At 73.1% G+C, this 22889-nt stretch carries 24 protein-coding genes; 11 read left to right on the top strand and 13 right to left on the bottom strand.

The window, feature by feature from the left end; genetic code table 11:
- Positions 1-95: 95 nt before the first annotated feature.
- Positions 96-1154: a glycosyltransferase family 9 protein gene (locus DEI92_RS07450; protein WP_111013015.1), complete on the bottom strand. Its 1059-nt coding sequence runs from the start codon at positions 1152-1154 to the stop codon at positions 96-98.
- Positions 1151-1819 (bottom strand): HAD-IIIA family hydrolase, encoded by a 669-nt coding sequence (locus DEI92_RS07445; RefSeq protein ID WP_111013014.1) that lies wholly within the window; start codon positions 1817-1819, stop codon positions 1151-1153. Before DEI92_RS07445 ends, DEI92_RS07450 begins: the two co-directional genes overlap by 4 nt.
- Positions 1820-1921: 102 nt before the next feature.
- On the opposite strand from DEI92_RS07445, the gene DEI92_RS07440 reads away from it, so the two are divergent.
- A complete protein-coding gene (locus DEI92_RS07440) occupies positions 1922-2890 on the top strand; it encodes a glycosyltransferase family 9 protein (RefSeq protein WP_111013013.1) in 969 nt (322 codons plus the stop codon).
- A gap of 65 nt (positions 2891-2955) precedes the next feature.
- Complete coding sequence (locus tag DEI92_RS07435) at positions 2956-3477, top strand: DUF6328 family protein (protein ID WP_111013012.1); 522 nt, start codon at positions 2956-2958, stop codon at positions 3475-3477.
- 73 nt (positions 3478-3550) lie between these two features.
- Here the strand turns inward: DEI92_RS07435 and DEI92_RS07430 are convergent, their stop codons facing one another.
- Positions 3551-4318, bottom strand: coding sequence for an SDR family NAD(P)-dependent oxidoreductase (locus DEI92_RS07430; protein ID WP_111013011.1), 768 nt, complete (start codon positions 4316-4318; stop codon positions 3551-3553).
- Between the two features lie 116 nt (positions 4319-4434).
- Complete coding sequence (locus tag DEI92_RS07425; protein ID WP_111013010.1) at positions 4435-5469, bottom strand: Ku protein; 1035 nt, start codon at positions 5467-5469, stop codon at positions 4435-4437.
- A gap of 141 nt (positions 5470-5610) precedes the next feature.
- On the opposite strand from DEI92_RS07425, the gene DEI92_RS07420 reads away from it, so the two are divergent.
- On the top strand, positions 5611-6234 hold the full coding sequence (locus DEI92_RS07420) for a helix-turn-helix domain-containing protein (RefSeq protein ID WP_181434744.1): 624 nt from the start codon (positions 5611-5613) through the stop codon (positions 6232-6234).
- Entirely contained in the window at positions 6231-7646 is a 1416-nt protein-coding gene (locus DEI92_RS07415) for an MFS transporter (protein ID WP_111013008.1), read from the top strand. Before DEI92_RS07420 ends, DEI92_RS07415 begins: the two co-directional genes overlap by 4 nt.
- A gap of 13 nt (positions 7647-7659) precedes the next feature.
- On the opposite strand, the gene DEI92_RS07410 is transcribed toward DEI92_RS07415, so the two are convergent.
- Both DEI92_RS07410 and DEI92_RS07405 read right to left on the bottom strand, forming a co-directional pair.
- Positions 7660-7914: a hypothetical protein gene (locus DEI92_RS07410; protein ID WP_111013007.1), complete on the bottom strand. Its 255-nt coding sequence runs from the start codon at positions 7912-7914 to the stop codon at positions 7660-7662.
- 202 nt (positions 7915-8116) lie between these two features.
- Entirely contained in the window at positions 8117-8857 is a 741-nt protein-coding gene (locus tag DEI92_RS07405) for a S9 family peptidase (RefSeq protein WP_111120015.1), read from the bottom strand.
- Positions 8858-8992: 135 nt separating this feature from the next.
- Here DEI92_RS07405 and DEI92_RS07400 point away from each other — a divergent pair, with 135 nt between their 5' ends.
- Both DEI92_RS07400 and DEI92_RS07395 read left to right on the top strand, forming a co-directional pair.
- Complete coding sequence (locus DEI92_RS07400; protein ID WP_111010640.1) at positions 8993-9883, top strand: SDR family oxidoreductase; 891 nt, start codon at positions 8993-8995, stop codon at positions 9881-9883.
- A 2-nt stretch (positions 9884-9885) separates the two neighbouring features.
- Entirely contained in the window at positions 9886-12432 is a 2547-nt protein-coding gene (locus DEI92_RS07395; protein WP_111013005.1) for an ATP-dependent DNA ligase, read from the top strand.
- Positions 12433-12436: 4 nt separating this feature from the next.
- Here the strand turns inward: DEI92_RS07395 and DEI92_RS07390 are convergent, their stop codons facing one another.
- The 4 genes from DEI92_RS07390 to DEI92_RS07375 form a co-directional block, all read right to left on the bottom strand.
- A complete protein-coding gene (locus tag DEI92_RS07390; protein WP_111010638.1) occupies positions 12437-12631 on the bottom strand; it encodes a hypothetical protein in 195 nt (64 codons plus the stop codon).
- A 104-nt stretch (positions 12632-12735) separates the two neighbouring features.
- Positions 12736-13677: a sugar phosphate isomerase/epimerase gene (locus tag DEI92_RS07385; RefSeq protein ID WP_111013003.1), complete on the bottom strand. Its 942-nt coding sequence runs from the start codon at positions 13675-13677 to the stop codon at positions 12736-12738.
- A 114-nt stretch (positions 13678-13791) separates the two neighbouring features.
- Positions 13792-14691, bottom strand: a complete 900-nt coding sequence (locus DEI92_RS07380) for a hypothetical protein (RefSeq protein WP_111013002.1) — start codon at positions 14689-14691, stop codon at positions 13792-13794.
- A gap of 252 nt (positions 14692-14943) precedes the next feature.
- A complete protein-coding gene (locus tag DEI92_RS07375; protein ID WP_111013001.1) occupies positions 14944-15822 on the bottom strand; it encodes an aldo/keto reductase in 879 nt (292 codons plus the stop codon).
- Between the two features lie 329 nt (positions 15823-16151).
- Between DEI92_RS07375 and DEI92_RS07370 the strand changes: the two genes are divergently transcribed.
- Positions 16152-16328, top strand: coding sequence for a twin-arginine translocase TatA/TatE family subunit (locus tag DEI92_RS07370; RefSeq protein ID WP_258368642.1), 177 nt, complete (start codon positions 16152-16154; stop codon positions 16326-16328).
- 24 nt (positions 16329-16352) lie between these two features.
- Here DEI92_RS07370 and DEI92_RS07365 read toward each other — a convergent pair whose 3' ends face one another.
- The 3 genes from DEI92_RS07365 to DEI92_RS07355 form a co-directional block, all read right to left on the bottom strand.
- Positions 16353-17060 carry a ThuA domain-containing protein gene (locus DEI92_RS07365; RefSeq protein ID WP_111013183.1) on the bottom strand — a complete coding sequence of 236 codons (708 nt, stop codon included), beginning with the start codon at positions 17058-17060 and terminating at the stop codon, positions 16353-16355.
- Between the two features lie 94 nt (positions 17061-17154).
- Positions 17155-17691 (bottom strand): CHAP domain-containing protein, encoded by a 537-nt coding sequence (locus tag DEI92_RS07360; RefSeq protein ID WP_111010633.1) that lies wholly within the window; start codon positions 17689-17691, stop codon positions 17155-17157.
- 188 nt (positions 17692-17879) lie between these two features.
- Positions 17880-18743, bottom strand: a complete 864-nt coding sequence (locus DEI92_RS07355; RefSeq protein ID WP_111012999.1) for an NmrA family NAD(P)-binding protein — start codon at positions 18741-18743, stop codon at positions 17880-17882.
- Positions 18744-18850: 107 nt separating this feature from the next.
- Here DEI92_RS07355 and DEI92_RS07350 point away from each other — a divergent pair, with 107 nt between their 5' ends.
- The 4 genes from DEI92_RS07350 (at position 18851) to DEI92_RS07335 (ending at position 22886) form a co-directional block, all read left to right on the top strand.
- The gene (locus DEI92_RS07350) at positions 18851-19588 is read left to right on the top strand and encodes a TetR/AcrR family transcriptional regulator (protein WP_258370116.1); all 738 of its coding nucleotides are present in this window, start codon (positions 18851-18853) and stop codon (positions 19586-19588) included.
- A gap of 74 nt (positions 19589-19662) precedes the next feature.
- Entirely contained in the window at positions 19663-20688 is a 1026-nt protein-coding gene (locus DEI92_RS07345; RefSeq protein WP_111012997.1) for a permease, read from the top strand.
- On the top strand, positions 20675-21487 hold the full coding sequence (locus DEI92_RS07340; RefSeq protein WP_111012996.1) for a TIGR03943 family putative permease subunit: 813 nt from the start codon (positions 20675-20677) through the stop codon (positions 21485-21487). Before DEI92_RS07345 ends, DEI92_RS07340 begins: the two co-directional genes overlap by 14 nt.
- Positions 21477-22886, top strand: coding sequence for a hypothetical protein (locus tag DEI92_RS07335; protein WP_146249127.1), 1410 nt, complete (start codon positions 21477-21479; stop codon positions 22884-22886). Before DEI92_RS07340 ends, DEI92_RS07335 begins: the two co-directional genes overlap by 11 nt.
- The last annotated feature ends 3 nt before the right edge of the window (positions 22887-22889 follow it).

Raw genomic sequence — 22889 nt, 5'->3', positions numbered from 1 at the left:
CATACCTCCTGCTCGTCCGTCCCCGGCTGAGGGAACGCCGGGAATTCGGACGATACGCACTCCTCCTGCTGCTCGCCTCCCGGTGGGACTGCTTCTCAGGAGTGTTGTACCCCGGACGTGCCCCGTTCCCAGCCAGCGAGGCGCGCGCACGCGGCGACCACGGCCTCCGGGTCGACGGAGCGGAGGCACGGGTGTCCCGGCACCGGACACTCGCGGGCGCGGCTCAGTCGGCAGGGCGCCTGCTGGTCGCCGAGCAGTTCCACGGGCACGCCGTAGGGCGCCCACCGGACCGCGGGCACCACCGGCGAGAACAGACTGACGATCGGGACCCCGACGGCCGCGGCGAGGTGGGCCGGACCCGTGTTCCCGACGACGACGACCTCGGCGCCTGCGAGCACCGACGCCAGTGCCGCCGGGCTCGTCCGGCCCCCGAGGTCGATGCCCGAGGCCCCTGCGGCGGCGGCCGTGAGGTCACGCTCGCCCGGGCTGCCGGTCACGACCACGGTGTGTCCGAGGGCGGCGAGCCGCTCCACGAGCGCGGCGTGCAGGTCGACCGGCCACGACCGCGCCGGGACGCTCGCGCCGGGGTGGACCACGACGTACGGTCCGAGCCCGTCGAGCTCCGGGGGCAGGTCCGCCGGGTCGTGGACGACCGCGAGCCGGCCGTCGTCCCCGTCCGGCAGCGCGTACCCCGCCGCTCGGGCGATCTCCAGCGCACGCTCGGGTTCGGGCTGGTCCTCGGGGAAGTCCTCGCCGGGCCGGAGTCGCACGTCGAGCAGTGCCCCCGCGTGGTCGACCGACGCCCCGGTGATCCTCGCGACCCCCGCCAGGCGGAGGAGGAGCGCGACCGGGAGGGGCGACTGGTGGAACGAGGTGAGGACGATGGCCTCGTCGGGCCGGGCCTCCTGGACGATCGCGTCGAACTCGGCGAGCATCGCGGCGTCGACCGGCCGGTCGGTCTCGGTGATCCAGGGACAGGCCCAGACCCGGAGCTCGTCCACGCCCGGCAGGAGCCGCCCCGCGGGAGCCCCCTGCGGGCCGCAGAGCATCCACACCTCGGTGTCCGGAGCCGCCGCGACGGCCCGGACCGCGGGTCCGCCGACGAGGACGTCCCCGAAGCTGTCGAGCCGGACGACGAGGACCCGGCGCGTCACCGCCCGGTCCCGGCGCGTTCCGCCGCCGCGCGCTCCGCCCCGGCGCGTTCCGCCGCCGCACGCTCTGCCGCCGCGCGCTCCGCCCCGGCGCGCTCCGCCCGTGCGGCGAGGTCACCCTGGCGGCCGTGGCGCAGCGAGTGGAGCACGAGCGCGACCGCGTCGACGAGCGACTCCGTGGCGACGTCCGCCTCGTCGATCTCCTCGGCCCGGGTGACCTCGGTGGGAACGAGGATGCCGGCCGCTCCCGCGTTGCGCGCCGCGCCCATGTCCGCGCCGATGTCACCGATGACGACGCACTCCTCGGGCGCGACGCCGAGGCGTTCCGCGGCGTTGACGACCATCCCCGGACGGGGCTTCCGGCAGTCGCAATCGTCGTCCGGACCGTGCGGGCAGACCTCCCACACGTCGAACGGACCGATGAGCTCGTCCACCCGGGCGTTCACCGCGTCGACCTGGTCGCGCGTGGCGGTCCCCCGGGCGATCGCCGACTGGTTCGTCACGACACCGACCGCGACCCCCGCGGCACGGAGCGCTTGGACCGCGCGGCGGGCCCCCGGCACCGGCTCCACGAGGTCCGGGTCCGTGTTGTAGGGCACGTCGACCACGAGGGTGCCGTCGCGGTCGAAGAGGACCGCGCGAGGGGGGCGGTGCGTGCGCAGACTCATGCACCGATTCGTACCCGGTCCGACCGGTCCCCGTCACGTGCCCGGCGCGTCGAGCGAGGCGGGGCGCGGGCGGGTGCCCGTCACGCCCGGTAGCGTCGACCCGTGCCCGCACTCCCCGCCCTGCCGCCGTCGGACGGCCGCCCCGAGCTCGTCGTGCTCCGCGCGATCAAGCTCGGCGACATCCTCATCGCCGTGCCCGCGCTGCACGCCCTGCGCCGCGCCTACCCGGAGCACCGCATGACGCTCGCGACCACCGCGTGGCTCGCCCCGATCGTCGAGCTGCTGCCGGGGGTCGACGTGCACCTGGCGCAGCAGGGCCTCGACCACGACATGCCGATCGCGCCCGGCACCGTCGACGTGGCGGTGAACCTGCACGGCTCCGGCGGGGAGTCCCGCGCGATCATCGCGCACCTGGAGGCCCGGCACACCATCAAGCACGCCGCGCACGGCGAGGACGGGCTGCCCTGGCTCGACGGCATGCACGAGCGGGAGCGGTGGATCCGCCTCGTCCGCGCCTTCGGGATCGAGGGCGACCCGGACGAGGTCGACATCCGCGTCCCGGACCTCGAGCCCGCGGTCCGGGACGCCGCCGTCGTGCACGTCGGCGCGTTCTACGGCGCGCGGCACTGGCCGGTCGAGCGGTTCGCCGCGGTCGCCCGTGCGCTCGCGGCCCAGGGACTCGACGTCGTCGTGACGGGAGGCGCGGACGACGTCGACCGCGCCACCGCCGTCGCCGAGGGGGCCGGCCTGGCACCGGCCGCCGTGCTGGCGGGCCGGCTCGACCTGCAGGAGTTCGCCGCGGTCATCGCCGCCGCGCACGTCGTCGTGACCGTCGACACGGGCGCCGCGCACCTCGCGTCGGCGTACCACGTGGCGAGCGTCGTGCTGTTCGGCCCGGCGCCGCCGGAGGAGTGGGGCCCGCCGGCCTCCGGTCCGCACGTCGTGCTGACGGACGCGAGCGTCCGCCGGGGTGACGTGTTCGCGACGGAGCCCGACCCGGCCCTCCTGGCGGTCACGGTCGACGACGTCCTGGAGGCGGTGGCGGAGGTCACGGCGCGCGTCGCGTCCTGACCGCGGGTCGGCACCGCCCACAGCTGCGTCCGGTGCGGGCTCCCCCTCGGCTACCCTGGTCGGCCATGAGCACGACCGACGACGGAGCCGCGGATCGGGCACGCAACGAGACCCGGTCGGAGCGGTACGACCGGAACTGGCGCGACATGCAGCAGGAGCTGCGGATCGTGCAGACGGGCACGCAGATCCTCGCCGGGTTCCTGCTCACGCTGCCGTTCCAACAGCGCTTCAGCATCCTCGACGACGGCGAGGTCGCGATCTACCTCGTGCTCGTCATCCTCGCGGCCGGCATCACGATCCTGGCGCTGGGCGCGGTCTCGACCCACCGCCTCCTGTTCGGGCAGCGGCAGAAGCACGACCTCGTGCGCTTCGGCAACCGGATCCTCATCGCCTGTCTCGTCATGAGCGCGCTGCTGTTCGCCGGCACGGTCCTGTTCGTGTTCGACGTCGTCCTGGGACACACGATGGGTGTGATCGGCGGCGTCGTCGTGTTCGTCGCGACCGCGGTGCTCTGGATCGGTGTGCCCCTGGCGGCCCGGCGGACTCGCCAGGACGACCAGGAGGACGGCGAGGTGCCTCGGAGCTGATCGCGGCGGACCCGCGGTCAGAGCCCCGCGGTCAGAGCCCCGCGGTCAGAGCCCCGCGGTCGGAGCCCCGCGGTCAGAGCCCGACGCTGCCCTGCGAGATCCCGCCGTCGACGGTGACGGTGGTGCTCGTCATGTACCCGGCCTTGCCGGACGCGAGGAAGACGACGACCTCGGCGATCTCCCTCGGCTCGGCGAGGCGACCGAGCGGGATCGCGGCGTCGAGTTGCGCGAGCTTCTCGGCGTCCGAGGTCGTCGCGGTGTTGATCGGCGTGTCCACGGCGCCGGGCGCGATGTTCACCATGCGGATGCCGTGGGGCCCGAGCTCGACGCCACCGCTCCGGGCGAGCATCCGCATGCCGCCCTTGGCGACGCAGTAGGCGAGGTTGCCCGGCATCGGCCAGTCCTCGTGCACGCTCGAGATGTTGAGGATGAGCCCGCCGCCGCCCTGCGCCACGAACTGCTTCGCCGCCGCCTGCGAGCCGAAGAACGCGCTCTTCATGTTGATCGCCATGACGCGGTCGTAGCCCTCCTCGGTCTCCTCGAGCAGGGACTTGCGGTCCTCGACACCCGCGTTGTTCACGAGCACGTCGAGCCGCCCGTAGGTGTCGACCGCGGTCTGCACCATGCGGTGCAGGTCGTCGGCCTTCGTGATGTCCGCCTCGACGCCGACGGCCTTGCCACCGGCCTGCTCGATCTTCGCGATGAGGGCGTCCGTCGCCTCGGGGTGCACGACGTAGTCGATGACGATGTTGGCCCCCTCGGCGGCCGCGGCGAGGCAGATCTGCTCGCCGATCCCGCTGTTGCCACCCGTGACCACGATCGTCGTTCCGTCCAGCAACATCTCGGTCTCCTCGTTCCGTCGAGCTGTCGAGCAGACGCTCGGACCAGCGCCGCCGAACGTACGCGCGGAGCGCTGCCGCCCGACCTCGGGCGAGGGACGGTCGGGTGAAGGACCGCTCAGCTGGCCTTCTTCGAGCGGGACCGAGCGGCAGGGGCCTTCTTCTCGCCCTTCGCACCCGCGGTCGACGACGACGCCTTCGCGGCGGACGTCTTCGGCGACGCCTTCGCGGCGGACGTCTTCGACGACGCCTTCGAGGCCGCCTTCCCGGCCGGTGCCTTGCGCCGCGGCTCGGGGTCGTCCTCGGCCGCGTCGTCGTCCGCCGCGTCGTCATCGGCCGATCGACCACGCCGGCTCGACCGGGAGGCGCGGTTCCGGTCGACCGACGCGCGCAACGCCGCCATGAGGTCGATGACGTCACCGCCGTCGCCCTCGTCCTCGTCCGGCTGCTCACCGAAGGTCGCGGCGGTGTCGACGTCGTCGCCCGCTTCGAGCTTCGCGTCGATGAGCTGCTGCAGTTGCTCCTGGTACTCGTCGGTGTACTTGCTCGGGTCGTAGTCGGTGGACATGCTGTCGACGAGTGACGACGACATCTTCAGCTCGTTCGCCGAGACCTTGACGTCCGTGTCGAGGGCCTTGAAGTCGGCTGCGCGGACCTCGTCCCCCCAGAGCAGCCCCTGCAGGACGAGGACGTCGTCGTGCACCCGAAGGGCACCGAGCCGGGTCTTCTGCCGGAGCGTGAACTGCACGATGGCGGTCCGGTCGGTGCGGTCGAGGGTCTCGCGGAGCAGGACGTACGCCTTGGGCGACCGCGAGTCCGGCTCGAGGTAGTAGGACTTCTCGTACGAGATCGGGTCCACCTGGTCGCTCGGCACGAACTCGAGCACCTCGATCTCGTGGGACTGCTCCTCGGGCAGCGTCTTCAGGTCGTCCGCGGTGAGCACGACCGTCTTGTCGCCGTCGTCGTAGGCGCGCTGGATGTGCTCGTAGTCGACGTCGTGACCGAGCTCGCACACGCGCTTGTACCGGATGCGGCCGTTGTCCTCGTCGTGGACCTGGTGCAGCGCGATGTCGTGGGTCTCCGTCGCCGCGTAGACCTTGATCGGCACGTTGACCAGCCCGAACGCGATGGAGCCCTTCCAGATCGACCTCATGGGGCCATGATGCCCGTGCTCGGGTCAGGGCGCACCGGTTCTCCGCGGACCACCAGCGGGAGGGGATCTGAAAGGCCCTTGCAGATCAGCGAGATGGACCGTACGATCCGAAAGACTCTTTCAGACCAGAACGGAGCACACGTGGACGAGCACGAGCAGGCCGACCGGACCCCGAGGGCGGAACACCGCCCGGACATCAGCGACCCCGCCGTCCTCGACGCACTCGCTCACCCCGTGCGCCTCGACGTCCTCGCCTACCTCATGTCCGCCGGACCCGCGACCGCCTCGGAGTGCGCTCGTGCGGTCGGGGACTCGCCCTCGAACTGCAGCTACCACCTCCGCGTCCTCGCCGCGCACGGACTCGTCGAGCCTGCGCACGCCACCGACGGCCGGACCCGCCCCTGGCGCGCGACGATCACCGGGTTCACGAACGACGACACCGACCCCGCCGACCGTGTCGGCCTCGACGCGATGCTCGCCGCGGCGCTCCAGCTCGACCACCAGCTGGCGCGCGAGCACCTCCGCACCCGGGACACGCTCCCCGAGGTCTGGCGGTCCGCGGACGTGCACGCCCAGTACGGACTCCGGATCACCCCCGACGAACTCGCCGACGTCGTCGCCAGGATCGACGCGATCGTGCGCCCGTACATCGCGCCGATCCGCGACGTCGCGCCCGACGACGCCGCGCACGTCCACCTGACACTCACCGCCTTCCCGCGGCCCGGCTTCGACCCAGCCGCCGCACGGTCCGGCCCCGCCGCATGACCACCCGCACCGCGCCCCGATCGGGAGGCCCGGCACCAGGCCGCCTCGCCGGCTCCGCGCTCGCGGTCCCCGCGTTCCGACGCCTGTGGACCGCGGGCGTCGTGTCCGACGGCGGAGACTGGCTCCTGTTCATCGCGCTGCCGCTCGTCGTCCTCCGGCTGAGCGGCTCGGCGCTGACGACGTCCGTCGCGTTCCTCCTCGAACTGCTCCCACCGATCCTCCTGGCACCGGTGGTGCCACGGATCCTCGCCCGGACCGATCCCCGGCGGCTGATGGTGACCGTGAACGTCGTCCAGGCCTGCGGGCTGGTGCCGCTGCTCCTGGTGGGTGGGAAGGGCCTGCCGGCCGGCACGGCGCTGACCGTCGTGTGCGCGGTGATCGTGCTGCAGGCGGTGTGCAGTGCGGTGTTCGAGCCCGCGAAGAACACACTGCTCCCGACGCTCGTCGGTCCCGACCGCGTGGTGTCCGCCAACGCGCTCGTCGGGCTGAACCAGGACGTCGGCCGGCTGGTCGGCGGGCCGCTCGGCGGCGTGCTCCTCGTCGTCGGGGACCTGCCGCTCGTGGCGGGCGTGGACCTCGCCACGTACGTCGTGTCGGCCGTCGTGCTGGCGGGGCTCCCGCGACCCGGGCCGGCAGCGGCGCCGACGGACCACGCCGTCCGCGCGGCAGGTGCGGCCGGCGCGGCGGAGGCGCCCGGCGCGGCGGAGGCGGCCGGCGCGGCGGAGGCGGCCGGCGCGGCGGAGGCGGCCGGTGCGGCGGAGGCGGCGGTCCGCGTCCCGACGTCGTCCGCGTCCCGGCGTCGTCCGCAGGGCCTCCTCCGCGCATTCCGCGACCCCGCCACGCGCGGCGCACTCGCCGTCGTCACGACCGCATCCATCGCCCAGGGGATGTTCGTCGTCCTCTTCGTGTTCTTCGTGCGCGACCGGCTCGGCGGCTCGGACGCCGACGTCGGCCTGCTCCGGGGTGTCCAGGCGGTCGGTGCGATCGGCGCGGGCCTCGTGCTCGCCGCGATCGCCGGTCGGGTCCGCGTCCGTCGGATCGCACTGCTCGGACTCGTCGGGTTCGCCGGACTCACCGTCGTCGCCTGGAACGCGTCGTTCGCGACGCACGCGCTCTGGCTGTACGTCGTGCTCTTCGCCCTGGTCGGTGCTCCGGGGGTCGTCATGGGGTCCGGGCTCACGAGCCTGCTGCAGCTGGGGGCGTCGGCCGCGGCACGGCCTGCCGTGTTCGCCGCGCTCGGTCTCGGCGTCGCGGTCGGGCAGGGCGTCGGCCTGCTCGCGGCTGGAGCGCTCCAGGCCGTCGTCGGCACGATGCCGTTGCTCGAGGTCCAGGCCGGCGTGTACGTGCTCGCGATGGCGCTCGGGTTCGTGACGCTCCCCCGTGGCGCCGACGTCGCCCGCAGGGAGCGTTGACCGGACGCGAGGGTCAGTCGCCCGTCAGCGGGCGGCCGAACTCCACGCGCACCTCAAGCGTCGACTCGTCGACGTTGAGCCAGACGGCGGCGATGTCGAGCGCTGCGGCCGCGACGTCGCCGTCCCGCTCCACCTGGCCCAGCGCGATGATCGGCTCGCCTCCCAGCGGGCTCGGCGACGTCAACTCCGGGAGTTCCACGGTCCACCACGCCCCGTCGGGCCGAGCGATGGCCCGCAGGACACGGACCGGATGCGCTGCGATCGTCATGTCGTTCCTCCTCCTCCGCTCGGCGCCATCCCGGCGGCACCCGCCCGTGCTCCCGGAGGAACCGGGCACGTCGCGGTCCTTCTGGGGTTTCGGCACCAGGCTATCTGCGGCCGTTGCCGATTCCGACACATCACATTCCACCGCGGTGTGGACAGCTGCCGCAGAGACCTCTCTGGTGAGGAACCGGGTCGCTCCGCCCGCGTCAGGCTGCCGCGCGGATCTCCTCGAGCACCGCCAGCAGCGCGGCGAAGGCCGGGTGCGCGGGGTCGATGACGTCCATGTGGTCACCGGGGACCACGCGGACCGAGGCGTCCTGTCCGGCCGCTCGCGCCGCGGCGACGTACGCGTCGGACTGGTTCATGGGGACGACGTCATCGCGGTCGCCGTGGACGATGCGGACCGGCAGGTCCGGGACGACCCGCGTCGCCGGGTCGGCCGCCGCGTACCGGTCGGGGTGGGCCGCGGATGTGCCGCCGAGGAAGTCCACCACCGCGCCGCCGCCGATGCGGTCCGCTTCGCCGAGCCGCAGGTCGAGCGCACCGGCCAGGCTGACGGCGCCCTCGAGCGGCAGCACGGCGTCCGGGCGGGACAGCGCCCACACCGCGAGGTGACCGCCCGCGCTGTGGCCGACCGTCAGGACCGGTCCCGGGTCGACGGCCAGTGACGCGGCGACGACGACGAGGTGCTCGATCGCGGCCGCGGTGTCGTCGAGCGTGCCCGGCCAGCCGCCACCGTTCGGCAGCTGCCGGTACTCGATCCGCCACACGTTCCAGCCCCGACCCACGAGCGCCTCGGCGAGCGGGGCGGGTCCGTCGAAGTAGTCCGGGGTGCCCCGCCAGAAGCCGCCGTGGATCAGGATGACCGTCCCGCGTGCCGGGGCCTCGGCGACGTGGAACACGCCGTACTGCATGGGATCGTCGCCGTACTCGGAACGCTCTGGCATGGACACGACCGTACTCGGGGCGCGCCCTCTCCCCACCGGTCCTGCACACGCCGGAGCGCCACCCGCTCCCCGTCGTGCGACCGATCGCGCCGGAGGCTCCGAGCAGCGACCACATCCGGCGTGTTCGATGGCCGCATGAGCCAGCTCGACAAGCAGGACCCCCGGACACAGTTCCCCCAGCCCCCGTACCCGCCGCAGTCGCAGGAGCTCCCGGGCGGCACGAACGCGATGGACCCGAAGCCGGACCACGGCGAGACCAGCTACGTCGGCACCGGCCGGATGCCGGGCTACCGAGTGCTCGTGACCGGTGCCGACTCGGGCATCGGCCGGGCCGCGGCGATCGCGATGGCGAAGGAGGGCGCGGACGTCGCCCTGAACGCGCTGCCCGAGGAGCAGGAGGACCTCGAGGAGGTCCGCGACGTCATCGGCGACCTCGGCCGGAAGGCGGTGATCCTGCCCGGGGACCTCACCGACGAGGCCACGTGTGAGCGGATCGTGGCCGAGGCGGTCAGCACCCTCGGAGGCCTCGACTCGCTCGTGCTCGTGGCCGGCCACCAGAAGGTCAACGAGGACATCACGACGACGAGCACCGAGGACTTCGACCTGACGGTCAAGGTGAACCTCTACGCCATGTTCTGGCTCTGCCGAGCCGCGGTCCCACACATGGCCCCCGGCTCGACCATCGTCACCACCGCCTCCGTCGCGGCGTACCAGCCGCAGACCCGGCTCCTCGACTACGGCATGACCAAGGCCGGCATCATCACCTTCACGAACGGCCTCGCCGGTCAGCTCGCGAGCAAGGGCATCCGCGCGAACTGCATCGTCCCCGGGCCGATCTGGACACCGTTGCAGCCCGCGTCGTACGACAGCGCCGAGATCGAGCACTACGGCGAGGGCACACCGTTCGGGCGGCCGGGCCAACCGGTCGAGCTCGGAGCGGCGTACGTGCACCTGGCCGGCCCCGAGTCGAGCTACACGTCCGGGTCGACGCTGACGATCGCGGGGGCGACGGGCATGGCGCTGTAGCGATGGCCGGGACGACGACGCGCGGCCGGACGATCACGGTCGGCGACCGCCGCATCACGCTGACGAACCTGGACAAGGTGCTCTACCCGGAGACGGGGACGACGAAGGGCGACGTCATCGCCTACTACGTCGAGGTGGCGCCGTGGATGATCCCGCACGCGAAGGACCGCCCGCTGACCCGGAAGCGCTGGGCGAACGGCGTCGAGGGCTCCGTGTTCTTCGAGAAGAACCTGCCTGACAGCGCCCCGGACTGGATCCGCCACCGGGTCGTCCACCACAAGGACCACGACATCGAGTACCCGCTGCTCGACGACGTCGCGACCCTGACCTGGGTCGCCCAGCAGGCCGCCCTCGAACTCCACGTGCCGCAGTGGCGATTCGACGCCGATGGCACGCCCATGCGCCCGGACCGGCTGGTCCTCGACCTCGACCCGGGCGAGGGTGTGGGCCTCCGCGAATGCGTCGAGGTGGCGCACGCGGCCCGGGAGCTCCTGCACGGTGCCGGCCTCGAACCGATGCCCGTCACGAGCGGCAGCAAGGGGATCCACCTGTACGCGGCGCTCGACGGCTCGTCGACGTCCGCGCAGGTCAGTGAGGTGGCGCACGAACTCGCCCGCGCACTCGAACAGGACATGCCGGACCTCGTGCTGTCGCAGATGTCCCGCGCCGCCCGCAACGGCAAGGTGTTCGTCGACTGGTCGCAGAACAACGGCAACAAGACCACCATCGCCCCGTACTCGCTCCGTGGCCGCGCCCAGCCGACGGTGGCCGCGCCCCGCACCTGGGACGAGCTCGACGACCCCGACCTCCGGCACCTGACGATGGCCGAGGTCGTCGAGCGCCTCCACACCATCGGCGACCCCCTGCACCCGGTCGCCGCCGCCGCGCTCGCGGTCGGGAGGCCCGACCACGGTCACTGGGAGAGCAACCGGAACCCGGACGGCTCGTTCAAGGAGGACGAGCCGAACCGCGCACACCGGACCGAGCAGCCGGGAGGCGCGGCACCGGACCGCCTCGCCACCTACCGCTCGATGCGCGACGCCTCCCGGACGCCGGAGCCCGTGCCGCAGGGCGCCCCGACCGTCCGCACCGACGGTCGGCCGACGTTCGTCATCCAGGAACACCACGCGAGCCGGCTCCACTACGACTTCCGACTCGAGCACGACGGCGTGCTCGTCAGCTGGTCCCTGCCGAAGGGCGAGCCCGAGGACCCGGGCCAGAACCACCTGGCCGTGCAGACCGAGGACCACCCGCTCGAGTACGGGGGCTTCGAGGGCACGATCCCGAAGGGCGAGTACGGCGGCGGCAGCGTCACCATCTGGGACCACGGCACGTACGAGCTCGAGAAGTGGCGCGAGGGCCAGGAGGTCATCGTCACCCTGCACGGCGTCGGCCGCGGGACCCGCCGACTCGCGCTCCTGCACACCCGCGGGCGCGGCGGGGACGAACGGAACTGGCTGATCCACCGGACGAAGCAGCAGCCCGAGGGGCTCGACCACGGCGACGCCGCGGTGGGGGCGACGTCCGCGCCGGAGTCCCCCCGGTCCTCCCGACCGCCCGCGGCGACGGCGCCGCCAGCGGACACCGACGCGACCGAGCGGTTCCGTCCGATGCTCGCGAGCCCGGCGAAGACCCCGGGCGCGCTCACGCCGGACCGGTGGGCCTTCGAGATGAAGTGGGACGGCATCCGTGCGATCGCCGAGGTCCGCGACGGACACGTCCGCCTGACCAGCCGGAACGGGAACGACCTGACGAGCCAGTACCCCGAACTCCGTGCCCTCGCCGACCAGGTCGGGGTCGACGCGGTCCTCGACGGCGAGATCGTCGCACTGGACGACCGTGGCCGTCCGGACTTCAGCGACCTCCAGAACCGCATGGGGCTGTCGCGCGCCCGGGACGTCGAGCACGGGATGCGCACCACCCCGGTGCGGTTCGAGGTGTTCGACGTGCTCGAGGCGGACGGGCACGACCTGACGCGCGTTCCGTACGACCACCGCCGGGAGGCACTGGCCACCGTCGTCGAACCCGGGGGCCCGATCGACGTCCCCCCGGCCGCCGACGGAACGCTCGACGACGCCATGGACGAGAGCCGTCGCCGCGGCCTGGAGGGCGTGGTCGCCAAGCGACGCGACTCCCGCTACTCGACCGGCCGCCGCTCCGATGCCTGGGTGAAGATCAAGCACCACGCCACGCAGGAGGTCGTGGTCGGCGGTTGGAAGCCCGGCACCGGACGCCGCGCGGGCGGGGTGGGCTCGCTCCTCCTCGGGATCCCCGACGGGGACCGCCTGCGCTACGTCGGCAAGGTGGGCACCGGGTTCCGGGACCGCGACCTCGACGAGATCGAGGCGGTCCTCGGCCCCCTGGCCCGGGCCGACCCGCCCTTCGCCGACGTGCCCCGGGCGGACGCCCGGGATGCGCGATGGGTCGATCCCGTCCGGGTCGGCGAGGTCGAGTTCGCGGAGTGGACGAACGGCGACCGGCTGCGGCAGCCCTCGTGGCGGGGATGGCGGACGGACAAGGACCCCGGGGACGTGGTCCGCGAGTCCTGACGGGTCAGGCGCCGGGCGCGGGTTCCTCCGCAGCGGCACCGCCACCGGTCACCGGCAGTCCCGAGTCGTCGCCGGTCTGGTCGTCCTCGGTGGGCTCCAGCCGTTCGGCGACGAAGTGCTTCGCGTCGTCGATGGCGTCCTGGCTCCGCTGCAGCGGGCGCTCGTCGGCCTGCTCGGCGGGGTGCTGGTCGTCGCTCATGTGGGCCTCCTGATCGTCGGTCTGGATCCCCGTCGACGCTACGCGGGCCGACACGGCCGTGCCCGTGTCGGCGCGCTCGGGCGCGTCGGACGAGCGCGCCCGCGTCAGATCGGTGTGTACGGCAGGTCGGCGTCCACCGCCGAGGCGGGCGCGGACGACGAGGGCATCGGTGGCGCGGCGGGCGCCCCGATCGCGTCGGCCGCGTCGAGGACCGCCCGGCTCGCCGCGGCCGCCGTACGCAGGGCGTCCGCCGCGGACATGCCGTCGGTCACCGCGGTCCGGACCTCGACGCCCCAGGGCTCACCGTGGCCGAGCTCGCGGGCGACGTGCACGAACGCGGGGAGGTCTCCCAGGCCGCCGCCGGGGAGCGCGCGTCGGTCTCCGGCCCGTGTCGACACCGAATCGGGGCCGGCGGCGTCCGAGAGCTCGACGGCGAACAGGAACGCGGGGTCGATGGCGGCGCGGAGGGACGCGACGGTGGAGCCGCCGGCGACGGCGTGGGCGATGTCGAGCACGAGGCCACCGTTCGGGTGCCCCGCCTGCTGGACGAACCGCGCCGCACGTTCCGTGGTGCCGAGGTTCGACGTCGGGGCTGCCGACAGCACGACCTGCGCCCCGACCTGCTCCGCCTGTGCGGCGAGGGCGAGCCAGTCGTCGGCCATCGTGGTGGGGGAGGTCATGGGCGTCGTCGTGTCCGCGGCGACGACGATCTGCGCCGCCCCGAGCGCGGCCGCCGCCTCGAACACGACCATCCGGTCCAGGTCGCTCACGGCGCGTCGGTCCCCCGTGGTCCACCAGTCCTCGAGCGTCCCGAGCTGGACCCAGACCAGGCCGACGTCGTCGAGGACCCGGCGCAGTGCCTCCAGGCCGATCGTGACGCGCGTCTCGTGGAGGTCCTCGAGTCCCAACCCGATGCCGGAGAACCCGGCCCGGGCGACCGCACGGATGCGCTCGGCGACGGGGAGCGCGCCGAGCGCGTCCGTCCCGGAGCGCGCGTCCGCGACCGCGGGTGCCCAGCACCGCGCGAGCAGGTCGTGTTCATCCATGTCGACCCTCCGTCCGTGCGCCTCCGGCGTCGTGGCCTTGCTACTCCCCACGCCTCGGGAGCACCCCCAGGAGCCGGAGCCGCTGGGGCGGCCGGAGACGACGGGGAAGGCGCCTCACGGCAGCACGATGCGGAGCACGCCGGGTCGACCCGCCGGCACGACCGTCAGTCGCACGCCGCCCGCGTCCGCGAGGAACACCTCGTCGACGCCGGAAGCACCGATCGCCGCGGTCCCGTCGGCCCCGACGTGCCAGGTCTGGTCCGCGCTGCCGTCCGGGTCCCGCAGGTCGACGACCGGGTTCGCCCAGGGGCTCGACGGGCGCATGCGCGTGAGGCAGCGTCCGGCGTCGTCGTGGATCGACCCGATCGCGTCGGCGACCGGCCCCGGGTCGAACGGGAACCGGAAGCACGCCGCTGCCGCCAGGGCGTCCGCGAGGGGACCCCGTGCGGCGACGACGCCGTCGGGCCCGATCGCGACGTGGACGCCGGTCGCGTCGTCGCGGAGCACGAACGGGCGCGGGCGCGGCGGTTCGACCACCGTGAACACGCCCCGACCGGTCGAGCCGGACGCCGTGTGCCGTCCGACGACCGCGAAGACGCCGGGCACGGTCCCCGCGCCGAGTCCGGCGCAGCGTGCGATGCCGGCCGCGTCGGTCCGGAGCATCCGGATGGTGGCGCCGTCCTCGAACGTGGGCCCGGCGCCCTCGACCACGGCGAGCACCTCGGCTTCGACCGGGACGCCCTCGCGGGTGAGTCGCAGCGCCACGTCGCTCAGGTCGGCTCCGGTCGGGCGGGTGGTCGGCTCGGGGACCATGACGTCGAGCGTGTGCGTCGGGCTCGACGCGTGGGCCGGCGTCGCGACGACGACGCCGATGGCGGGGAGGCCCCAGGCGGCCCCGAGGAGGAGCCGACGTCGTCCGGGCCCCGGTCGTCTGCGGGTCGCGGTGACGGCGTCCGCGTCCGCGTCCGTGTCCGTGTCCGTGTCCGTGTCCGTGTCCGTGTCCGTGTCCACCATGTCGTCCCCCTCCGTCCCCGGCTCCCCCGCCGGGCATCCACGCTGCAGCGCCCTCCGCGCCGGCGGGACGTGTCTAGCGGACGGCGCGCCACGCGGCGTCCGGGCGCACGCCACGGCGGCTCGGCACGCCCCGCCGCTCATCCACCGGTTCACCCGGCGGGTGACGCAGTGATCCGGGACAGGACGACGGACGGGAGGGACGGGGCGAGCCGCCACCGTCCCTCCCGTCCGTCGTCCTGGAGCGGAGCGCGCTTACGCGCCGGCCTTCGAGAGGGCCTCGAACTCGTCGTCCGTCAGGTCGATGAGCGCGCCCGCGAGATTGTCCTCGAGGTGGGCGACGCTCGACGTGCCCGGGATCGGCAGCATCACCGGCGAGCGCTTGAGCAGCCACGCGAGCGCGAGCTGCGACGGGGTCGCGTCGTGCTGCTTCGCGAGCTCGGACAGCGGGCTGCCCTCGCCTGAGAGCTGCCCGGTCGCCAGCGGGAACCACGGGATGAACCCGATGCCCTGCTCCTCCGACCAGTCGAGCAGTTCCTCGGAGGACCGGTTCGACAGGTTGTACAGGTTCTGCACGGTGACGATCGTGGCGATCTCCTGCGCCGCCTTCACCTCGTCGACACTGACCTCGCTGAGGCCGATGTGACGGATCTTGCCCTCGTCCTGGAGCTTCGCCAGCTCGCCGATCTGGTCCTCGAGCGGGACCTTCGGGTCGATGCGGTGCAGCTGGAAGAGGTCGATGCGCTCGAGGCCGAGGCGGCGGAGGCTCATCTCGGCCTCCTGGCGCAGGTACTCCGGGCGACCGACCGGCGGCCACTCGTTCGGGCCGGTCCGGGTGAGGCCGGCCTTCGTGGCGATGACGATGTCGTCACCGTAGGGGTGCAGGGCCTCGCGGAGGAGCTCCTCGGCGACGTACGGACCGTAGCTGTCCGCCGTGTCGAAGAAGTCGACCCCGAGCTCCACGGAGCGCTTGAGGACGCGGATCGCCTCGTCGTGGTCCTTCGGCGGTCCCCAGACGCCGGGGCCGGTCAGCTGCATCGTGCCGTAGCCGAGGCGGTGCACCTCGAGGTCACCGCCGATGCGGAAGGTGCCGCTCGCTGCGGCGGGGCGGTTCGAGTCGGTTGCGGTGGTCATGCTCAGGGGTTCTCCCTCTCGTCGACGGTCCGGGTGCTCCGTCTTCGACGGACGCCCCGGGGGTACCGCGGTCCGGTGTACTCCTGGTGCACCGTCCGTGCCTGGGGCAACGTGTCGTCCGTCGGCGCATTCCCCGGGCGCGAGCCGCGCGTGGCGGGTGAGACAGCCGAGCGGGCGGCTGCCGACGGTGGTGACGGGGCAGGTGATCTCCTGCTGCTGACGCCCGGACCCCCGGCAGAACGCCAGGCGCGGCCCCAGGGCGGACCTACCGTCGTGCAGGACCCGGCGCGACCGCCGCGTCCGCTGACCGGAAGGGAACGCCTGTGTTCATGGGCCTCACGGGACTCCACCTGCTCATCATCGTCGGCGTGGTGGTCCTGCTGTTCGGCGCCACCCGGCTGCCTGCGCTCGCGAAGGGCCTCGGCGCGTCGCTGCGGATCCTCAAGCAGGAGAGCCGGGCGGACGACCATGCCGAGGTCACGCCGCGGGACGAGGACGGGGCCTGACCGCTCCCTGCCGCCGCCCGTTCGTCACCGGCTCGCCCACCGGATGCCGCGCTCGACGATGGTCCGGACGCTCGGGTGCGCGAGGACCTCGGGGTCGTGGCCCGGTGTCGCGACGAACACCCGTCCGGCGCCCCACTCGCGGGTCCACACCGCGGGACACGTCACCGGTCGGTGCCACGGGTCGCCCGGCCGGGCCGCCAGGGTCGTCGTGGCGAGCACGTCCGAGGCGCCGTCGGTCAGCACCCAGTACTGCTCGGTGGTCAGCGTGAAGTCGTCGAGCCCGGCGACGATCGGGTGGTCCCGGCGATCCGGCGCGATGACGATCTGGTGCTCGATGAAGAAGTCGGCGCCGTCGTCCCGCCGATCAGCGACCGGTCTGCCCGGGTGCGTGGCGAACTGCCCGCCGACGAGGTGCAGGTAGTCGGCGCTCACCCGGAAGGAGTCCACGACGCCGCCGTGCCAGCCCGCCAATCCCGTGCCCCGCTCGACGGCGGCGGCGAGGCCCCGGACGGCCGCGTCGCTCGCGGTGCCCATCGACACGCACTGCAGGACGAGGTCGACCGCAGCCATCACGGACTCGTCGGCGTAGACCTCCGGGTCGTCCTCGATCCGCACCTCGTACCCCGTGTCGCGGAGGAACGGGAGGAACGCGTCCGTCGCCGCGACGGGATGGTGGCCGGGCCAGCCGCCGCGGACGACGAGCGCGTGCTTGTTGACGTCGATGTCGGACATGGTCCCGATCATGGCCTGCCCGGACGGATGGCGTCCGTCCTGGGCCCTCCCGTCCTCGCGCACCGAGCGGCGACGAGGCCCGGTGCGAGCGGGATCAGTACTTCGGCCGAGCGAACTTGTACTTGCCGGTGCTGTCCCACGGGTCCTCGTACAGCTTCACGTGGTTGGTGGAAGCGGTGCCCGTGCCGGCGTTCCCCTCGACGGTGCGGATGTGTCCGTCGCTGTGGGAGCGGACCAGTCCGATGTGACCGACTCCGTAGTACCAGATGATGTCCCCCTGGCGGACGTTCGCGGCGGAGACGGGGGTGCAGAGGTCGTAGAACGCCTCGGAGCTGCGGCTGAACCCGGTGTCGGTCCCGCGGAGGCACCAGCTGACGAACGTGGCACACCAGTCGGCGCTCGTGTCGTACTTCGATGTCCAGATCGCGTTCATCTGCGCGAGGGTGTTGCCCTCGTAGCTCTTGGCGAGGGTGATGACGTCGGCAGGGGTGGTGGGAGCGGCCGCGGAGGCCCGCTGGGCGGGTCCGGCGAAGGCCGCCACGGTGGCGAGGGAGAGACCGCCCGCCCCGAGGATGAGTGCGCGTCGGCTGAGCGACCCGGAGGTCGTTGCGGTGATGGTGTTGTCGTCCATGCGCATGAACCTGGCACCGGCGAGAATGGCTCACAAGTCGGCCGAAGATGCGTCTGGCGAGGAACGGTCGGCAGGGACATGATGAGGAGAACGCGGCCGCGCGAGCCGACCGACACCGTGGTCGGGCGAGCCGGCCCGACGTCAGCCGGCCGCGGTGACGAGCGTCAGCCGGCCGAGGGTGACGAGCGTCACCTGGCCGCGGTGACGACCTCCCGGAGCACGTCCTGCGCGGACCTCGGCGCGCGGCCCAGGAGCTCCCCGAGCATCGGGTCCGTCCCCGCGAACCACCCCTGTTCCGTCGCCAGGTACATGCCGAGCAGGAACCGCACCATCGGCTCCTGCTGTCCACCGGCCACGGCACGCTCGACCCAGACGTCGTCATCGACGACCTCGAACCGGACCTCGTTCCCGACGAGGTCCGAGGCGGTCCGGGTGAGGTCGGCGAACGTCGGCGCCTCCGGAGCGGTGATGGTCACGGGGCCCTCGACGGGTTCGTCGAGCAGCAGGATCGCTGCGGCCGCCTCGGCCGCGTCCTCGCGCGCGGTCCACGACACCGGACCGTCGGCCGGGATCGACACCACACCGGTCCGCTGCCACGGTCCCAGGAGCCACTGCAGGCTGTGGGCGTAGAAGCCGTTCCGGAGCGACGTCCAGGGCAGCCCGGACGACGCGAGCATGTCCTCGGTCGCAGCGTGGTGTCGCGCCGGCACGAACGGCGACGCTGCTCCGGCACCCTGATGGCTGGTGTAGAGCACGTGCCCGACCCCGGCGGTGATCGCTGCCTCCACGGCGTTCCGGTGTTGGCTGATCGTGTCGCCCGCCGGGTCGTTCGACGAGACCAGGAGCAAGTGGTCCGCGCTGGCGAAGGCCGCCGGCAGCCCCGCCGGATCGTCGTAGTCGCCCTGGCGGACCGTCACGCCGCGCTCGGCGAAGCGTGCGGCCCTCGCCGGGTCGCGCGTGACGACGGTCAGTTCCGACGCGGGGAGGTGCTGGAGCAGGTGGTCGACGGTCGCGCCGTTCAGGGCGCCGGTCGCCCCGGTGATGGTGATCATGGTGGATCCCTCTCATATCGATGGAAACGCTGTGTCCGTATCATTGGAAACACCACCAACGTAGCAACAAAATCACGTCGGAAGCAACGGCGCGTTATCGTCGATACGTGGACGACGCCCCCGAGCCCCGCCTCGACGTGCGGATGCGCATCGTGACCGCAGCCGCCGAGCTCCTGCGCGACGAAGGCGCCGTCGCTGTCACCACGAGAGCGGTGGCCGAGCGAGCTGGCGTCCAGGCTCCGACGATCTACCGGCTCTTCGGCGACAAGGACGGGTTGCTCGACGCGGTCGCCGAGCACGCGATGACCACGTTCAGCGCGACGAAGGCCGCAGCCGTCGACGCGGTCACCGGTGTCGACCCCGTCGCGGACCTCCGCGCGGGGTGGGCGATGACCATCGCGTTCGGACTCGCCAACCCGGATCTGTTCGTGATCATGAGCGACCCGCGTCGAGGGCGGGACTCCCCCGCGGTCGCCGCCGGGATCCGGCTGCTCGAGGAGCGCCTCCGTCGGGTCGCCGCGGCCGGGAGGCTCGCGGTGCGCGAGCGGGAGGCGGTCCGGCTCATGCACGCGGCCGGCTTGGGCGCCGTGCTCGCCATCCTGGACGAGCCGGCGGACGAGCGCGACCCGCGGTTGGCCGACGTCGTCTTCGACGCCGTCATGACGCAGGTCCTGGCTCCGGAGCCGGCTGACGAGGGTCCCCGAGGCACGTCCGGTGTCCGGACCGCCGCCATCACCCTCCGTGCCTCCATCGACGAGCTCGGCGCACTCTCGTCGGCCGAACGGGGCGTGCTCGCCGAGTGGCTCGACCGGATCGTCGACCACGACCCGGCCACGTCGCGGTAGCACCGGGCCGGCCGGAGCCCGGCCCGCCCGCGGTTCTGCCGAGCCGGGATGGCCCGCCCGCCTATCCTGACCCGGTGACGAGTTCCCCCGTCCGCGTCCCCCGGTCGCGGTCCCGGTCCCGGGCCGGCTCGGGCCCCGCGCTCGTGCTCGTGCTCGTCGGTGCGCTCCTCGCCGCGCGGGTGGTCACCACCGGCGACAGCACCGCCGGGCTACCCGACGAGCTGCAGGACTTCCTGACGCTCGCGATCAGCGTCGTGGTCGAGTCGCTGCCGTTCGTGGTGCTGGGGATCCTCCTGTCCATCGTCGTCGAGGTGTGGGTGCCGCACGGCGTGCTGGAACGGGTCCTGCCGGCACGCCCGGTCCCGCGTCGGGCGGTGATCTCCCTGATCGGCATGCTCTTCCCGGTGTGCGAGTGCGGGAACGTCCCGCTGGCGCGAGGGTTGATGCTGCGCGGGTTCTCGCCAGCGGAGGCGACGACGTTCCTCGTCGCGGCGCCGATCCTCAACCCGCTCGTCATCGTCAGCACGGCGCAGGCGTTCGGGTGGTCGGGATGGATCCTGCCCGTCCGGATCATCGGCGGCTTCGTCGTGGCGAACGTCGTCGGATGGGTCGTCGCAGCGCACCGCCGACCCTCCGAGCTCCTGGTGCCCGCGTTCGAGGCCCGGTGCCGGGTGGAGGCCGGCGGGCAGGCGCGTGGGAGCCGGTGGGCGGAGAGCGCATCGCACTTCGGCGGCGAGACGGCGACGATGATGCCCGCGCTGTTCGTCGGGGCAGCGGTCGCCGCCGCGATCCAGGTCGCGGTGCCCCGGAGCACGCTCATCGCGATCGGCAGCGACCCGGTGCTGTCGGTCCTGGCGATGATGCTGTTGGCGATGACGGTGTCGCTCTGCTCGAACGTCGACGCCTTCTTCGCGCTCTCGTTCGCCTCGACGTTCCTGCCCGGGTCGATCACGGCGTTCCTGCTCATCGGGCCGATCATCGACGTCAAGATGATCGCGCTGCTCCGCACCACCTTCCGCACCCGGTTCATCGGCACACTCGCCGTCATCTGCGTCCTGTTCGCCGCATCGGTGGGGTTGGTGATGGATGTCCTCGTCTGAACGTCGACGGGTGCTGTTCGGGCTCGGCTCGGTGCTCGCGCTCGCCGTCGCCACACTCTGGCTCGGAGCGGCCGGTCATCTCGACCTCTACATCAATCCGCGGTACGGGGTGTTCACGATGGTGCTCGCCGCCATCGCGGTCGTCGCCGCCGCGGCCGGTCTGTCGGCGGTCGCATGGCAGAGCGCGCACCCACACCTCGAACGGGGTCATGGGCACGGGGACGACGTGACGGTCGTGCCCGACGGCAGCAGCGGGCGGGGTGCTGCACGGTCCCTGCGCGTCGTGGCGGTCGCCGTCGCAGTGGTCGTCACGGTCGGCATCAGCACGGCGATGTTCGTGCTCCCGCCGACGACGCTGTCGGCGCGGACGGCCCAGCAGCGCAGCGTCGACTCGGGCAGCCTCTCGACCGCCACGGGCTCCGGCGGCGCCGTCGCGTTGCTCGGCAGCGGCTCCGTCGACACGTCGGAGTACGGCGTGAAGGACTGGGCCGCGCTCATCCGTCAGACGACGGACACGAGCGCCCTCGTCGGGAAGCGCCTCCGCCTCACGGGGTTCGTCATGCCCGACACGGACGGCGGCTTCACGCTGACCCGGTTCGTGATCAGCTGTTGTGCCGTCGACGCCCAGCCCGTCGGCGTGGGCGTGGTCACGGACGGATCCGTGCCGGCGGCGAACCAGTGGGTGACGGTGTCCGGCGCGCTCGCGGCGAACCCGGACGCCGGGTCCGACGTACCGCTGGTGATCCGCGCCGCCACGGTCGAGCAGGTGCAGCGACCATCGGATCCGTATGAGTACTGACGTCCGCGGTACTCCTGCCCCCGGCCGCCCCCTCCGACGCCGATTCGTCGCGGTCGTCGCGGTGCTCGCGCTGATCGGAGCCCTGGCGGCGATCGTCGGCTCGCATCAGGGCCCGCGCCTCCGCTCCGTGTCGTACTCGGCGACCGACCTCGTCTCCCGTCCCGCGCAGCGCCTGATCCTCACCGCGAACCAGGCACTGCAGCGGGTCGCACCGTCCGACGTCGTCGTGTCCCCCGCCGCAGCGCACACGGTGACCTCGAGCGGGAACACGGTCGCGGTGCAGTTCGACGGCCCGTTGGCGTACGACCGCACCTACGCGGTCGTCGTGCGGCACGTCCGGGCGCCGGGGCAAGCCGCGACGTCCGACCTGCGCACGACCATCCACACGGGCACCACCGACGTCCTCGCGCTCGTCCCGGGCACGAACGGTGCACACGATCGCATCGTCAGCCGTGGCCTCGCCACCGGGGGCACGGACACCGTGTTCCAGGGCACCGGCATCACCGGGTTCGCACGCCTCGCCCGGTCCCTCGTCGTGCTCAGCGACACGGCCGACGGCACGTCGAGCATCGACATCGTGCCGCTCGCCGACGGGCGGCAGGACCCGGCCGTCCCGGTCGAGCACATCACCATGCCCAGCGCACGGGGGCACGCGTCGGCGCTCCACGCCGCCGACGACGGCGCGTCGTTCGGCTTCGTGTACGCCGACACGACGACGGGTCGCTCGCAGGACGTCGGGCTCTACGACGTCGACCTCACCGGCACGCACATGCCGACCGCGATCGCGGCGGACGGGAGGCCCACCACGGGTGCCACCCCGATGACGGTGCGCCAGTGGGCGTACGTCCCGCGGACCGAGAGCGCGCTCGTCAGGACGACCGATGACGGCCTCGTGCTCGTGGACATGAGCGGACGGACCGACGCGGCGCGGCTCGGGTCCGCGACGTACGTCCACGGCTTCGTGGGCACCGGCACGACCGCCGTCGTGGAGACCGGGGACGCCATCGTCCGGCTCGACCTGACCGACGGCGACCGGGCCGCCCTCACGGCACCGGCCGCGAGCACCAGGGCGCAGTACCTGGGGCGGATCGCCGCGCTCACGGGCTCCTCCTACGTCCGCCTCGTCGGCGACGTCCGCGCGGACGGGACCATCGCCGCCCGACTCGTCCGCGTCGACGGCGAGCACGTCTCGGACCTGCAGGTCCACATCCCGTCCGACGCCAGCGTCACCGCGGTCTGTCCCTCACCGAACGGTCAGTTCCTCGCGATCACCACGCGGACGGCCGACTCGTCGTTGGTGAGCGTCGTCGACGCCACGTCCGGCGCCCTCGAGGCGAGCCTCGACGGCGTGACCCTCGACTGGTGTGCCGCGCTCCCCTCCGGCGCCGACACCGGATGACGG

This window comes from Curtobacterium sp. MCBD17_034 (assembly GCF_003234515.1).
Lineage (GTDB): Bacteria > Actinomycetota > Actinomycetes > Actinomycetales > Microbacteriaceae > Curtobacterium.
Note: the sequence above shows the minus strand (reverse complement) of the source record. Positions and strands in the feature narration are given on the sequence as shown.